Below are 13,751 nucleotides of genomic sequence, written 5' to 3'. Positions count from 1 at the left end.
CCACACTGATCTTGGAGGGGTCAAACCCCACCAGGGTGCCGTTACGCTTGATAACCTGGAGGGATTCGGTAGTGGCTGGGGGTGCTTCGGCCAGGGCTGTGGACATGGGGGTGTGCTCCTTTACAACGCGTTGGATGTTGCTGGCTTCGCGTTGCAGGAGGAGGTTTGCCGCGGACCTTTGAGGGGCTCAGGGTAAACAAAAAAGAACGGCGCCCTTCGACAGGCTCAGGGCGATCGGAGATAAACAAAGCCCGTCGAAGAGCCGTTCACCTCAAGCCCTCCGAAAGCCCGTTCGCCCTGAGCTTGTCGAAGGGCAGTTCACCCCAAGCCCCGCCGAAGACCCGTTCACCCTGAGCCTGTCGAAGGGCCGCTCACCTTTAAAACGCGAAGGCACAGCACTCTGTCCTTGGCCGGTCTTCGGACTCAGGGGCATGAACCTTCCGGTTCGGCCTTGCGGGCGACTTCCCGGCTGGAGTTCCTCCATGCCAGTGTCGTGATGCCCGTTCGTTCCCCAATACCGCTGCGCGTCAGTTCCGGATTCTCACCGGATTCCCTTTACCAGACTGATTAACGATTAATCACAATATCTGGTAGTACGCCAAGAACACCAACACTATATACAGAGAATTCACTGACAACAACCATCGCTGGCACCATGGACATTACGATCACACCAGTGTGGTTTCACCCGCGATTTCGATAAACGCCCGGGTGTGCCGGTCGTCGAGGTCGGCTTCACGGACACCCAGATGGATGTGCTTGTGGATGCCCCCATCCCCGAGCCGGACCGGGGTAATGGGCAGGGTTTCAGCGTATTCCTCCACCAGCCAAAGGGGCAGTGTGGTCACGCCACGACCGGCGGCCACCATCTGCAGCATCATCTCGGTGGCCTCCAGCACCTTGTGCTTTCTCGGCAGGCAGCTGGCGGGCAGCAGGAACTGCTGGAAGATATCCAGGCGCTCAATGGCCACCGGGTAGGTGTACAGGATCTGAGCGGCCACCTGCTCCGGCGTTACCCGTTTCAGCCCAGCTAGGGTACTGTCCCGGCTGACCACCAGTACCTGCTCATAGGGAAACACCGGTTCAAAGTGAATCCCTTCGCGAACGATCGGATCCGGCGTGACCAGCAGGTCGATGTCATGGTTGAACAGCGCGGCCATACCGCCGAACTGGAATTTCTGGGTGACGTCCACATCCACCCCCGGCCAGCGGGCCAGGAAGGGGTCCACCACCTTCAGCAGCCACTGATAGCAGGGGTGACACTCCATACCAATATTCAGCGCCCCCCGCTCACCCCGGGCGAACTGCAGCAGCCGCTCGTCCACACGCTCGAGCTGGGGAAGCAATCGGTTGGCCTGCTGCTGCAGGTAGTCACCGGCCTGGGTGAGCTTGAGGCCTCGACCTTCCTTCTGCCACAGGGGCGTACCCAGCAACTGCTCGAGCCGGGTGATCTTGTGACTGAGGGCGGACTGGGTCAGGTGCAGGGCCCGGGCGGCGGCGGTCAGGGAGCCCTGGCGGTCGATTTCCCGCAGGATTCTGAGATGACTTCGTTCGATCATGGTCTGACATGAGCCCTTGTCATGGATTGGTGACATTTAACCATTTTTCGTCATGATCTGCAGTGGTTATGCTCCCGTCACTTATTGATCAACAGGAGCATCATCATGGCACTGGCACACAACCTCGGGTTTCCCCGCATCGGCACCCGGCGGGAACTGAAATTCGCACTGGAAAATTTCTGGAAACAGAAAACCACCTCGGATGACCTGCTGGCCACCGCCAAGCATCTGCGACAGCACAACTGGCAGACCCAGGTGGACCTGGACCATGCCCCCGTGGGGGACTTCTCCCTGTACGACCATGTGCTGGACATGAGTTTCACCCTGGGCCATCTGCCGGAGCGGGTGCAAGGCCTGAAGGGTGGCGAGCTGGACCAGTATTTCCGCGTAGCCCGGGGTCGGTCGCCAGCGGACTGCGGCTGCGGCGTTGCGGCGGGTGAGATGACCAAGTGGTTTGATACCAACTACCACTACATCGTCCCGGAAGTGTCCGAAGACACGGCATTCTCCCTCAACAGCCAGCGGCTGGTGGACCAGATTGCCGAGGCTCGCAGTGCCGGTTTGTCCCCAAAGCCGGTGATTATCGGTCCGGTCACTTACCTGTGGCTGTGCAAGGCCCGGGACGGCGATGACCGTCTGCAACTACTGGACCGTCTGTTGCCGGTCTACGGGCAGTTGCTGGACCAGCTGGCGGACCTGGGTGTGGACTGGGTACAGGTGGACGAACCAGTACTGGTGACCGAACTGGACGCCGACTGGAAAGCCGCCCTGGAAACCGCCTATCACACTCTCAAGGGAAGCCGCAGCAAACTGTTGCTGACCACCTATTTCGGCACCCTTGGGGAAAACCTGCAGCAGGCCTGCAACCTGCCAGTGGCCGGCCTGCATATCGACGCGGTGCGGGGCAAACAGGACGTGCAGGCGGTGGTGGACTGGCTGCCGCCCCACAAGGTGCTGTCCCTGGGCGTAATCGACGGGCGCAATATCTGGAAGACGGACCTTAACAGCCTGCTGGAATGGCTCACGCCGGTCCATGAAAAGCTCGGTGACCGCCTGTGGCTGGCCCCCTCCTGCTCCCTGATCCACGTACCCGTGGACCTGGCACTGGAAAGCGACCTGGACCCGGAGATCCGCAGCTGGCTGGCCTTCGCCACCCAGAAACTGGACGAACTCCGTGTTCTCAAAACGGCCCTCAACGCCGGAACCGACGCGGTGGCGGAGCCCCTGGCCGATAACGCCCGGGCCATCGCCAGCCGGCGAGCATCAGGCCGGGTCAATAATCCGGAAATTAGACAGCAGGTGCAGACGATCACCCCCGAGTTGGGCCAGCGCAAGAGCCCCTACTCCGTCCGGGCGGACAAACAGGCTGAACATCTGAAGCTGCCCCGTTATCCCACCACGACCATCGGCTCCTTCCCGCAGACCACGGACATCCGCAAGACCCGCCTGGCGTACCGCAAGCAGGAAATCAGCCGGGAACACTATGTCACCACCATGAAAACAGAGATCGAGCGGGCCATCCGTGAGCAGGAAAAGCTGGGGCTGGACGTGCTGGTCCACGGCGAGGCGGAACGTAATGACATGGTGGAGTATTTCGGTGAACAGCTGGAGGGCTATATCTTCACCCGCTTCGGCTGGGTGCAATCCTACGGCTCCCGCTGTGTAAAGCCACCGATCCTGTACGGGGATATTCAGCGTCCCGGCCCCATGACCGTGGAGTGGATTGCCTACGCGCGCTCCCTTACGGACAAGCCCCTCAAAGGCATGCTTACTGGGCCTGTAACCATCCTCAACTGGTCCTTCGTGCGGGACGATCAACCCCGGCGCGACACCGCCTTTCAACTGGCCCTGGCCATCCGCCAGGAAGTTCTGGACCTGGAGGCCGCCGGCGTCAACATCATCCAGATCGACGAGGCCGCCCTGCGGGAAGGCCTGCCCCTGCGCCGATCCCAGTGGCAGGAGTATCTCGACTGGGCTATCGATGCCTTCCGCATTACCGCCAACGGGGTGCAGGACACCACCCAGATCCACACCCATATGTGCTATTCGGAGTTCAACGACATCATCGAGGGTATCGCCCGCATGGACGCGGACGTGATCACTATCGAAACCTCCCGCTCCGCCATGGAACTGCTGGATGTGTTCGAGGAATTCCGCTACCCGAACGAAATCGGCCCGGGAGTCTATGACATCCATTCACCGAACATTCCGTCCCGGGATCAAATCGTCAGCCTGATGAGCAAGGCAGCGGAACGGGTGCCGGCAGAACGCCTGTGGGTAAACCCGGACTGCGGCCTGAAAACCCGCCAGTGGGAAGAAGTCATACCAGCACTGGAGAATATGGTGGCGGCGGCTCGGGAGTTGCGGGAAACCGCCGGTTAACGCCTGCCCCTTCTGATCAGGCGGCTGGAGCTGCAGGGGGGAGTCGAACCCCCGACCTACTGATTACGAATCAGTTGCTCTGCCGCCTGAGCTACTGCAGCACTCGGGACAGGTAATATAGGCCGAGAAGCAGGATTCAAGGCATCCCTCCCCCTTCTGCCAGCACCCGTGGTTAAGTCGAACTGATCCGTCAATTGAACAAGGATGGTGCTTCGGCGGTCATCAGTTCTGACCGGCTGCCGGCGTGCTCCATCACTGCCAGTTGTTCGCCGAGCTGTTCTTCAAATTGCGGTGTGTCGTCTTCGTTTATCGCTGCAGCGGTGGGGATATCCGCTTTCAACGGGTCGACCGGTCGATCGTTAACATGAAACTCAAAATGAAGGTGGGGGCCGGTACTGCGGCCGGTGTTGCCCGACAAGGCAATTTGCTGACCCCGTTTTATCTGTGCCCCTTTTTTAACCAGAATCCTGTGGAGGTGAAGGTATCGCGTTGTGTGGGCACCGCCATGATCAATGTCGACGTATTTGCCCGCATAGGGGTGGTCTCCAATACGCCGGACAATGCCATCGCCGGTGCTGACGATCGGAGTGCCTACCGGGGTAGCGAGATCGACACCATTATGGGGGGCCCGACGCCCGGTAACCGGGTGTAACCGGTTCCGGTTGAAGGCAGAGCTTACGCGAAAGCGCTTTTTGGTGGGCCAGCGGAGAAAAGCCGGCGTGACACTCTCACCGTTCTCATCGTAGTAGTTGCCGTCATCGAACCGAAATGCGTAGTGTGTTCTGGAGCGGCGCACCAGAGATATGGCTTCAATTCGGGTGTTACCGGTACTTTGCTCGCCTGTCATCTCATGACCAAGGATCATGGTGAAGCTATCGCCAGCCCGAAGGTCTTTTCCGAAGTCCAGTTTGCTTCCCAGTAACTGATCAATAAGAACAACCTGCGCCCGGGTCAGCCCTGCACGCAGGGCCGATTGATAGAAGCTGCCATTGACCGTGCCCCTGAGAACCTCGGACACCCAATAGGTATCGGCTTCCGTTTCTTTGTGCACGAACGAGCCGTCTTTTTGTCGCGTATAAACGACCTTCCGCGCCGGGTCCAGGTGCAGGGTCAACCCGGAAAACCGGTCCTCGTCATCAAAAGACAGGCCAAGCCGGGTTCCGGGGGTCAGAGTCTCCAGCGACAGGTATTCGGCGTCAGCTTCCAGAATCTCCTGAAGGTCGTCCACAGGCGCCTTATGTTCGCGAAAAATACGGGTCAACGTATCTCCAGGCTGCACCTGCCATTCCACGGTTTGGTCCGTCGAGCGCTCAGCGTTACCAACGATTGGCGGGTCTGACGAGTCCATGGATTGCTGTTTTGGTGAAAACAGAGGGTCTCCGCTTTCATCATGAAAAACCGGCACCTCTGTCACGGCTGATGACCGCTTGAAAGGCGACAGGCTTATTGCCACGAGAAGGAAAACCCCGATAGCAAACATGAGTTTATGACGCGACGTAAAGGTACGATGTCTGTTCATCTTCCGAGTGTTCATGAAACCTGTTGGTCACTCGTGGACTGATTGCTCGCTCGCCAGCTTAAGGCATTGGCTGCGTTCAGACCCGCGAAAAGAAAGGCAACGACAATAGCAAGGGCAATGCTCAGCACCAACTGCTTCCGGCGCGGCGAAATGCCGCTGGCCAGCGCAAGATCCGGGTTCAGGGTCGATGAAAGCAGGGCGGAGCAGCGGTACCCGACAATGACACCGAGCAGCGTATCCATGGCATAGCCACGCCCCGCACGGGGTCGAGATCGTCACTGCCATCAGCAGTGAAATCAGCAGCACGCCGGCAAATATGGGCACTCTCTGTTGCCTTGGCCTCTGCGAGATGCCAAGCAAAAACCCAAAACCCGATACCACCAAGCCGCTCGGAATCGGGTTTCTTCCGGGCACTGGACCCGCCGGTGGAGCGCCTCATGCAGCTGTTTATCTCTGGCTGCACCGGCACCTTCAGGCTTTAATTACCCTATTGAATTTTATGCAGCCTGCCTTATTCCACGGTCACACTTTTCGCCAGGTTCCTGGGCTGGTCCACATCGGTGCCCTTCAGTACTGCCACGTGGTAGGACAACAGCTGCAGCGGTACCGTGAAGACAATCGGCGCTGTAATCGGATGGACCGACGGGATCTGCATGACGTGGATTCCGTCTTCGGACTGCACATCAGCTTCGCGGTCGGCAAAGACAAAGAGTTCGCCACCCCGGGCGCGGACTTCTTCCAGGTTGGATTTGAGCTTTTCCACCAGGTCATTATTGGGTGCCACGGTGACCACGGGCATCTCGCTGTCCACCAGCGCCAGTGGACCATGCTTGAGTTCGCCGGCCGGATAGGCTTCAGCGTGGATGTAGGAGATTTCCTTCAGTTTCAGGGCGCCTTCCAGGGCCACCGGGAACTGGGAGCCGCGGCCCAGAAACAGGCTGTGGTGCTTGTCCACGAAGGCTTCGCTGAGCTCGGCAATGGCGTCATCCAGGGCAAGCACATCCGCTACCTGACCTGGCACCAGTTTCAGGGCCTGGACGATTTCGGTTTCCTTTGCCTCTGGCAGGCCGTTGTGGCGGGCCAGGGCCAGTGTGAAGATCAGCAATGCCGTAAGCTGGGTGGTGAACGCCTTGGTGGAGGCTACGCCGATTTCCGGTCCCGCCTGGGTCATGATAACCAGGTCGGATTCCCGCACCAGGGAGCTACCAGGCACGTTGCAGATGGCCAGGGCGGCGCGGAAGCCTGCCTTCTTGGCCTGGCGCAGTGCCGCCAGGGAGTCGGCGGTCTCACCGGACTGGGAGATACACAGAAACAGGGTGTCCTGCTGGATCACATGCTTGCGGTAGCGGAACTCGGACGCCACTTCCACGGAGCAGGGCACGCCGGCCAGTTCCTCGATCCAGTAACGGGCCACCATGCCCGCGTGGTAACTGGTGCCACAGGCGATGATCTGGACGTGACGGACATTCTCCAGCAGTTTCCCGGCGTCTGTACCCAGGGCCTGCTCGAGCACGTGGCTGTCGGTGAGACGGCCTTCCATGGTGGCTTTGATGACTGCCGGCTGCTCGTGGATCTCCTTGAGCATATAGTGGCGATATTCGCCCTTGTCGGCCGCATCATGGCCGTGCTCGAAGCGGGTCACCTCCCGTTCAACCGTCTCGCCCTCGCGGTCAATGATATCAACGCGATCCCGGCGCACATCGGCGATATCGCCTTCCTCCAGGAACATGAAACGATCGGTGACCGGCAACAGTGCCAGCTGATCGGAGGCGATAAAGTTCTCACCGATGCCAACGCCGATGACCAGGGGGCTACCCTCGCGGCAGACCACGAGGTGGTCCGGCTCATCCGCGTGGAGAACCGCCAGGGCGAAGGCGCCCCGAAGCTGACGGATCGCGGCGCGTACAGCCCTGAACAGGTCCCGTTCGTTTCGGTAGTGCCTTTCGATCAGGTGGGCAACCACCTCGGTGTCGGTCTGGGAGGAGAACTCGTAGCCCTCGGCACGCAGCTCGTTCCGCAGTTCCTGGTAATTCTCGATAATACCGTTGTGGACAATGGCCAGGCGTTCACCGGACATGTGGGGGTGGGCATTGATGCGGGACGGCTCGCCATGGGTCGCCCAACGGGTATGGGCAATGCCGATTGGGCCCGGCGATGGCTGGGCAGCGATGGATTCGGCGAGCGCCGCCACCTTGCCCAGTTCACGGGCCCGGTGGATGTTGCCTTCCCCGTTCAGGGTTGCCAGGCCGGCGGAGTCGTAGCCCCGGTATTCAAGGCGTCGCAGCCCTTCCAGCAGGATCCCTTCAACGTCCCTTTGCGAGACTGCTCCAACAATGCCGCACATAAGATTCTTCCGCTCTTGAGTCAGGTCAGGCTTTCTTTTCGGGCCGCTTCCAGCCCTTGATGTTACGCTGCCGGCCACGGGCCACGGCCAGGTCTTTTTCCGCCACATCAGTAGTGATGGTGGAGCCGGCGCCAATAACCGCATCCGTCGCCACTGAAACCGGTGCCACAAGCGCGGTGTTGGAACCCACGAACACGTTGTCTCCCAACACCGTCTGGAACTTGTTCACCCCATCATAATTACAGGTAATGGTGCCTGCACCCACATTCACATTACGGCCAAGGGTGGCGTCGCCGACGTAGCTCAGATGATTGATCTTGCTGCCCTCGCCCACGTCGGCCTTCTTGGTTTCGACAAAGTTGCCCACCTTCGCAGTACGGGCCAGGCGCGTGCCCGGGCGCAACCGGGCAAAGGGGCCGATCTGGCACTGCTCGGCGACTTCCGCACCTTCGATCACGGAGTTCGCGTGTACGGTGACGTTGTCAGCCAGACTTGCGTCCCGGATCACGCAGTTTGGGCCGATGGAGACGTTATTGCCAAGGGTTACTTCGCCCTCAAACACCACGTTCACATCGATCAGTACGTCCTGCCCAACGGTCAGGCACCCCCGCACGTCTATCCGATCCGGATCAGCCAGTGTGGCGCCTTCCGTCATGAGACGCTCCGCCTCGCAACGCTGGTACCAGCGCTCAAGCACCGACAGCTGCAGGCGGTTATTAACCCCCTGCACTTCCTGCTCGTGGGAGGGCTGGGCCACTTCGATAGTCATGTCCTCGGCTGCCGCCATGGCGATAATATCCGTCAGATAATACTCGCCCTGGGCGTTACGGTTGGACAGTTGAGGCAGCCAGCGCTTCAGATGATCAGACATGACAGCGAGTATGCCGGTATTCACCTCACAGATGGCCTTCTCGGACTCAGTGGCGTCTTTCTGTTCGACGATTGCCGTCACCTTGCCATGGGCATCCCTCAGGATACGGCCATAGCCATCAGGGTTAGCCAGGTCGACAGTGAGCAGGCCAAGGCTCTGTTCGTTCACCCGGGAGACCAGGGCCACCAGGGTTTCCGGGTTGATCAGTGGCACATCGCCGTAAAGTACCAGCACAACTGCGCCATCCGGAACCGCCGGCAAGGCCTGGGCCACGGCATGGCCGGTACCCAGCTGCTGCTCCTGCAAAGCCCAGGTCACGTCAGCCGCCGGAGTGACCGATTTCACCTGGTCAGCGCCATGGCCAATCACGCCATGAATACCTTCCGCGCCCAGGGTGCGGGCGGTGTCCATGACGTGGTGCAACATGGATTTACCGGCCACCTTGTGGAGGACCTTGGGCAGGCTGGATTTCATGCGGGAGCCCTGGCCTGCGGCCAGGATGATCACGTGGAGCGGGGCTGTCATGGGTAGTCCCTGAGTTCTGTGTAATCGGGTCTGTTTTTAACGAAAAAAGCCGCACTCACGATGGCGAGACCTGCCGGATGTAAATCCGGCCGGTACGCCACGATGATGCGGCCCGGGTGAGCCCGTTCCGGGGGAACGGTATCAGCGTACTTTCTTGCGCAGCTTTTCCAGGGTACGGAGCTGTGCCACCGCCTCTGCCAGTTCGGCAGCGGCGCGAGAGTACTCGAACTCACCAGTCTTGTTCGCCAGTGCCTTCTCGGCCTCTCGCTGGGCTTCCAGCGCTGCGGCTTCATCCACGTCCTTGGCACGGACAGCAGTATCAGCCAGCAGGGTGACAACAGAGGGCTGAACCTCCAGGTAGCCACCCGAGACATAGATAATCTCTTCCTCGCCGCCCTGCTTGAAGAATCGGACGGGGCCGGGCTTCAGCGCAGTCAGCAGCGGAGCGTGGCCGGGCTGGATACCCAGTTCGCCCTCGGTACCGTTGGCGATCAGCATTTCCACCAGGCCGGAGTAGATCTTTTCTTCGGCACTTACGACGTCACAATGTACAGTCATAGCCATCTCGGTTGCCTCTCAGGTCGGTCAGCGAAGGGAGGGTGACTTATTTGTCACCCTTGGACTTCAGTTCCTTCGCTTTCTCGACCGCTTCCTCAATGGTACCGCACATATAGAACGCCTGCTCAGGCAGGTCGTCATAGTCGCCATTGAGAATGCCCTTGAAGCTGCTGATGGTTTCCTTCAGGGAAACGTACTTGCCGGGAGAACCGGTAAATACTTCAGCAACGTGGAACGGCTGGGACAGGAAACGCTCAATCTTACGGGCACGGGCAACAGTCAGCTTGTCTTCTTCTGACAGTTCATCCATACCCAGGATGGCGATGATGTCCTTCAGTTCCTTGTAGCGCTGCAGGTTGGTTTGCACGCCACGGGCCACTTCGTAGTGCTCTTCACCGATCACCAGCGGATCCAGCTGACGGGAAGTGGAATCCAGCGGATCGATCGCCGGGTAGATACCCTTGGAAGCGATGTCACGGCTCAGAACCACGGTGGCGTCCAGGTGAGAGAACGTGGTTGCGGGAGACGGGTCAGTCAAGTCGTCCGCCGGCACGTATACCGCCTGGATGGAGGTGATGGAGCCGGTCTTGGTGGAGGTGATCCGCTCCTGCAGCTCACCCATCTCCTGGGCCAGGGTCGGCTGGTAACCTACCGCTGAAGGCATACGGCCCAACAGTGCGGATACCTCGGTACCGGCCAGGGTGTAACGGTAGATGTTGTCAACGAACAACAGTACGTCACGGCCTTCATCACGGAACTTCTCGGCCATGGTCAGGCCGGTCAGGGCTACCCGCAGACGGTTTCCGGGGGGCTCGTTCATCTGGCCGTAAACCATGGCTACCTTGTCAAGAACGTTGGACTCCTTCATTTCGTAGTAGAAGTCGTTACCTTCCCGGGTCCGCTCACCAACACCCGCGAATACGGAGAGACCGGAGTGCTCCTTCGCGATGTTGTTGATCAGTTCCATCATGTTTACGGTCTTGCCCACGCCGGCGCCGCCGAACAGGCCAACCTTACCACCCTTGGCGAACGGGCAGATCAGGTCGATAACCTTGATGCCGGTTTCCAGCAGGTCAGCCGATGCTGCCTGGTCGGCATAACCGGGAGCCTTCCGGTGGATGCCCCAGCGCTCTTCTTCGCCGATTTCGCCCTGTTCGTCGATGGGACGACCCAGAACGTCCATGATACGACCCAGAGTGGGGGTACCAACCGGAACGGAAATCGGTTTGCCGGTATTTTCTGCCTTCAAGCCACGCTTGAGGCCTTCGGTGCTGCCCATGGCGATGGTACGAACAATGCCGTCACCCAGCTGCTGCTGGACTTCCAGAGTTGTTTCGCCACCTTCAAGCAGCAGTGCGTCGTAAACGCCTGGAACGGAGTCACGTGGAAATTCCACGTCGATAACCGCGCCAATGATCTGAACGATGTGTCCGCTACTCATGCTCGGTTCCTCGTTATCTCAATAGTCACTAAAGCCAGTTGGATCGTGATCCGGGTCAGACCGAAGCCGCGCCGCTCACAATCTCCGAAATTTCCTGGGTGATGGCTGCCTGACGGGCCTTGTTGTAGGCCAGCTGGAGCTCATCAATAATGCTGCCGGCGTTGTCGGTTGCGCTCTTCATGGCAATCATCCGGGCAGCCTGTTCGCAGGCCAGATTTTCCACCACGCCCTGGTAAACCTGGGACTCGATGTAACGTGGCAGAAGGCCATCCAGGATAGGAGCCGCGGCGGGCTCATAGAGATAATCCCACTGGCTTCTGATCTCTTCGTCTTCGCTCGGCGGCAGGGGCAGCAGCTGCTCCACCTTCGGCTGCTGGGTCATGGTGTTCACAAACTCGTTGTGCACCACGTACAGCCGGTCGATACGGCCTTCCTCAAACGCGTCCAGCATTACCTTGACGTTACCGATAAGCTGTTCAGCGCTGGGAGTATCGCCCAGGTGAGTCAGTGCCGCGACAACGTTGCCGCCATAGTTGCGGAAAAACGAGGCGCCTTTCTGACCGATTGCACAGATGTCCGATTCGACACCCTTGTTTTTCCAGTCATGCATTTCACGGACCAGCAGCCGGAACAGGTTGCTGTTCAGGCCACCACACAGTCCCCGGTCAGAGGAAATCACGATGAAACCCACCCGGTTAACCTCACGATCCATCAGGAAGCTGTGACGGTACTCCGGGTTGGCCAGCGCGATATGCCCAATAACCTGACGCATCTTTTCCGCATACGGGCGGGTCGCCTGCATACGTTCCTGAGCCTTGCGCATCTTGCTCGCCGCCACCATTTCCATGGCGGAGGTAATCTTCTGCGTGCTCTTGATGCTTCCGATCTGGTTACGTATTTCTTTTCCGACGGCCATAAGTCACTGCCTTTTCAAGTTAGACACTCATGTGTACCACTTGGCCCGCAACATGGCGGGCCAGGGGATTTACCAGCTTTGAGTGGTCTTGAATTTCTCCAAAGCAGCTTTCAGGCCGGCGATGATGTCATCGTTGTAGTTCCCGTCGGCGCCGATCTTGTCGAGCAGTTCTTTCTGCTCGGAGCGCATCCAGTCCAGGAGCTGCGCTTCGAACTTCACCACTTTCTCGACATCGACGTCGTCCAGGAAGCCTTCGTTAGCTGCGAACAGTACGGTGCCCATTTCCGCAACGGTCATCGGGCTGTACTGGTTCTGCTTCATCAGCTCGGTAACGCGCTGACCGTGCTCGAGCTGCTTACGGGTTGCTTCGTCAAGGTCAGAAGCAAACTGGGCGAAAGCCGCCAGTTCCCGGTACTGAGCCAGGGCCAGACGGATGTTACCGCCGAGCTTCTTCATGATCTTGGTCTGGGCGGAACCACCAACCCGGGATACGGAGATACCGGCGTTCATCGCCGGACGGATACCGGAGTTGAACAGGTTGGTTTCCAGGAAGATCTGACCGTCAGTGATGGAGATCACGTTGGTCGGAACGAACGCAGAAACGTCACCAGCCTGGGTCTCGATGATCGGCAGTGCGGTCAGGGAACCGGTCTGGCCTTTCACTTCACCGTTGGTCAGTTGCTCAACGTAGTCGGCGTTAACCCGGGACGCACGCTCCAGCAGACGGGAGTGCAGATAGAAAACGTCACCCGGGTAGGCTTCACGGCCTGGCGGACGACGCAGCAGCAGGGAGATCTGGCGATAGGCCACCGCCTGCTTGGACAAGTCATCATAGATGATCAGGGCATCTTCACCGCGGTCACGGAAGTACTCACCCATGGAGGTACCGGAGTACGGCGCCAGGAACTGCATGGCGGCCGGATCAGCGGCGCCGGCAGCGACCACGATGGTGTGGTCCATGGCACCGTGCTCTTCCAGCTTGCGTACCACGGCAGCAATGGAGGACTGCTTCTGGCCGACGGCCACGTAGATACACTTGATGCCGGTGTTCTTCTGGTTAATGATGGCGTCGATGGCGACCGCGGTCTTACCGATCTGACGGTCACCGATGATCAGCTCCCGCTGGCCGCGGCCGATGGGAACCATGGTGTCGATCGCCTTCAGGCCAGTCTGTACCGGCTGGTCAACGGACTGACGGGCGATAACGCCGGGCGCCACTTTCTCGACCGGGGAAGTCAGGGAAGTACCCAGATCGCCCTTGCCGTCAATGGGATTACCCAGACCGTCAACCACGCGACCCATCAGCTCCGGGCCAACCGGAACTTCCAGGATGCGACCGGTACAACGGACTTTCTGACCTTCGGCCAGGTCCTCGTAGTCACCCAGAACAACAGCACCAACAGAATCACGCTCCAGGTTCAGAGCCATGCCGTAGGTGCCGTTGGAAAATTCGATCATCTCGCCGTACATGACGTCAGCGAGACCGTGGATCAGCACGATGCCGTCGGAAACCGACAGGATGGTGCCTTCGTTCTTGGCTTCGGAAGAGATATCGAGCTTTTCGATTCTCTTCTTGATGATGTCACTGATCTCGGATGGATTCAGTTGCTGCATGCCTTTGTCCTCAAACCTTGTG

The 13,751-nt window shown here is 59.3% G+C and carries 10 protein-coding genes, 1 tRNA gene and 1 riboswitch; of the genes, 1 reads left to right on the top strand and 10 read right to left on the bottom strand.

The window, feature by feature from the left end:
- Positions 1 to 390: 390 nt before the first annotated feature.
- Positions 391 to 618: riboswitch (cobalamin riboswitch) on the bottom strand.
- 50 nt (positions 619 to 668) lie between these two features.
- The gene (locus tag ACESMZ_RS16860) at positions 669 to 1,559 is read right to left on the bottom strand and encodes a LysR family transcriptional regulator (RefSeq protein ID WP_372958824.1); all 891 of its coding nucleotides are present in this window, start codon (positions 1,557 to 1,559) and stop codon (positions 669 to 671) included.
- 105 nt (positions 1,560 to 1,664) lie between these two features.
- Here ACESMZ_RS16860 and metE point away from each other — a divergent pair, with 105 nt between their 5' ends.
- Positions 1,665 to 3,941: a 5-methyltetrahydropteroyltriglutamate--homocysteine S-methyltransferase gene (gene metE, locus ACESMZ_RS16855; RefSeq protein WP_372958823.1), complete on the top strand. Its 2,277-nt coding sequence runs from the start codon at positions 1,665 to 1,667 to the stop codon at positions 3,939 to 3,941.
- A 25-nt stretch (positions 3,942 to 3,966) separates the two neighbouring features.
- On the opposite strand, the gene ACESMZ_RS16850 is transcribed toward metE, so the two are convergent.
- The 9 genes from ACESMZ_RS16850 to atpA all read right to left on the bottom strand — a co-directional run bounded on the left by ACESMZ_RS16850 (position 3,967) and on the right by atpA (position 13,729).
- Positions 3,967 to 4,042, bottom strand: a tRNA-Thr gene (locus tag ACESMZ_RS16850).
- Positions 4,043 to 4,131: 89 nt separating this feature from the next.
- Positions 4,132 to 5,421 (bottom strand): peptidoglycan DD-metalloendopeptidase family protein, encoded by a 1,290-nt coding sequence (locus ACESMZ_RS16845; RefSeq protein WP_372958826.1) that lies wholly within the window; start codon positions 5,419 to 5,421, stop codon positions 4,132 to 4,134.
- Positions 5,422 to 5,471: 50 nt separating this feature from the next.
- Positions 5,472 to 5,702, bottom strand: a complete 231-nt coding sequence (locus tag ACESMZ_RS16840; protein WP_372958822.1) for a hypothetical protein — start codon at positions 5,700 to 5,702, stop codon at positions 5,472 to 5,474.
- 269 nt (positions 5,703 to 5,971) lie between these two features.
- Positions 5,972 to 7,804 carry a glutamine--fructose-6-phosphate transaminase (isomerizing) gene (gene glmS / locus ACESMZ_RS16835; protein ID WP_372973040.1) on the bottom strand — a complete coding sequence of 611 codons (1,833 nt, stop codon included), beginning with the start codon at positions 7,802 to 7,804 and terminating at the stop codon, positions 5,972 to 5,974.
- A 25-nt stretch (positions 7,805 to 7,829) separates the two neighbouring features.
- Positions 7,830 to 9,200, bottom strand: coding sequence for a bifunctional UDP-N-acetylglucosamine diphosphorylase/glucosamine-1-phosphate N-acetyltransferase GlmU (glmU, locus tag ACESMZ_RS16830; protein ID WP_372973039.1), 1,371 nt, complete (start codon positions 9,198 to 9,200; stop codon positions 7,830 to 7,832).
- A gap of 141 nt (positions 9,201 to 9,341) precedes the next feature.
- On the bottom strand, positions 9,342 to 9,764 hold the full coding sequence (locus tag ACESMZ_RS16825; RefSeq protein WP_091850852.1) for a F0F1 ATP synthase subunit epsilon: 423 nt from the start codon (positions 9,762 to 9,764) through the stop codon (positions 9,342 to 9,344).
- A 40-nt stretch (positions 9,765 to 9,804) separates the two neighbouring features.
- A complete protein-coding gene (gene atpD / locus ACESMZ_RS16820; RefSeq protein ID WP_372973038.1) occupies positions 9,805 to 11,199 on the bottom strand; it encodes a F0F1 ATP synthase subunit beta in 1,395 nt (464 codons plus the stop codon).
- A 55-nt stretch (positions 11,200 to 11,254) separates the two neighbouring features.
- Positions 11,255 to 12,115 (bottom strand): F0F1 ATP synthase subunit gamma, encoded by an 861-nt coding sequence (gene atpG, locus ACESMZ_RS16815; protein ID WP_372973037.1) that lies wholly within the window; start codon positions 12,113 to 12,115, stop codon positions 11,255 to 11,257.
- Positions 12,116 to 12,184: 69 nt separating this feature from the next.
- Positions 12,185 to 13,729 (bottom strand): F0F1 ATP synthase subunit alpha, encoded by a 1,545-nt coding sequence (atpA, locus tag ACESMZ_RS16810; RefSeq protein ID WP_372973047.1) that lies wholly within the window; start codon positions 13,727 to 13,729, stop codon positions 12,185 to 12,187.
- Between the last annotated feature and the right edge of the window lie 22 nt (positions 13,730 to 13,751).

The sequence above is a fragment of the Marinobacter sp. genome, assembly GCF_041690615.1.
GTDB lineage: Bacteria > Pseudomonadota > Gammaproteobacteria > Pseudomonadales > Oleiphilaceae > Marinobacter.
Note: the sequence above shows the minus strand (reverse complement) of the source record. Positions and strands in the feature narration are given on the sequence as shown.

Coding starts and splice junctions, on each gene's coding strand:
- ACESMZ_RS16860 (WP_372958824.1), bottom strand. CDS start 1,559: ATGATCGAACGAAGTCATCTCAGAATCCTGCGGGAAATCGACCGCCAG.
- ACESMZ_RS16840 (WP_372958822.1), bottom strand. CDS start 5,702: ATGGATACGCTGCTCGGTGTCATTGTCGGGTACCGCTGCTCCGCCCTG.
- metE (WP_372958823.1), top strand. CDS start 1,665: ATGGCACTGGCACACAACCTCGGGTTTCCCCGCATCGGCACCCGGCGG.
- glmS (WP_372973040.1), bottom strand. CDS start 7,804: ATGTGCGGCATTGTTGGAGCAGTCTCGCAAAGGGACGTTGAAGGGATC.
- ACESMZ_RS16825 (WP_091850852.1), bottom strand. CDS start 9,764: ATGGCTATGACTGTACATTGTGACGTCGTAAGTGCCGAAGAAAAGATC.
- atpG (WP_372973037.1), bottom strand. CDS start 12,115: ATGGCCGTCGGAAAAGAAATACGTAACCAGATCGGAAGCATCAAGAGC.
- atpD (WP_372973038.1), bottom strand. CDS start 11,199: ATGAGTAGCGGACACATCGTTCAGATCATTGGCGCGGTTATCGACGTG.
- ACESMZ_RS16845 (WP_372958826.1), bottom strand. CDS start 5,421: ATGTTTGCTATCGGGGTTTTCCTTCTCGTGGCAATAAGCCTGTCGCCT.
- atpA (WP_372973047.1), bottom strand. CDS start 13,729: ATGCAGCAACTGAATCCATCCGAGATCAGTGACATCATCAAGAAGAGA.
- glmU (WP_372973039.1), bottom strand. CDS start 9,200: ATGACAGCCCCGCTCCACGTGATCATCCTGGCCGCAGGCCAGGGCTCC.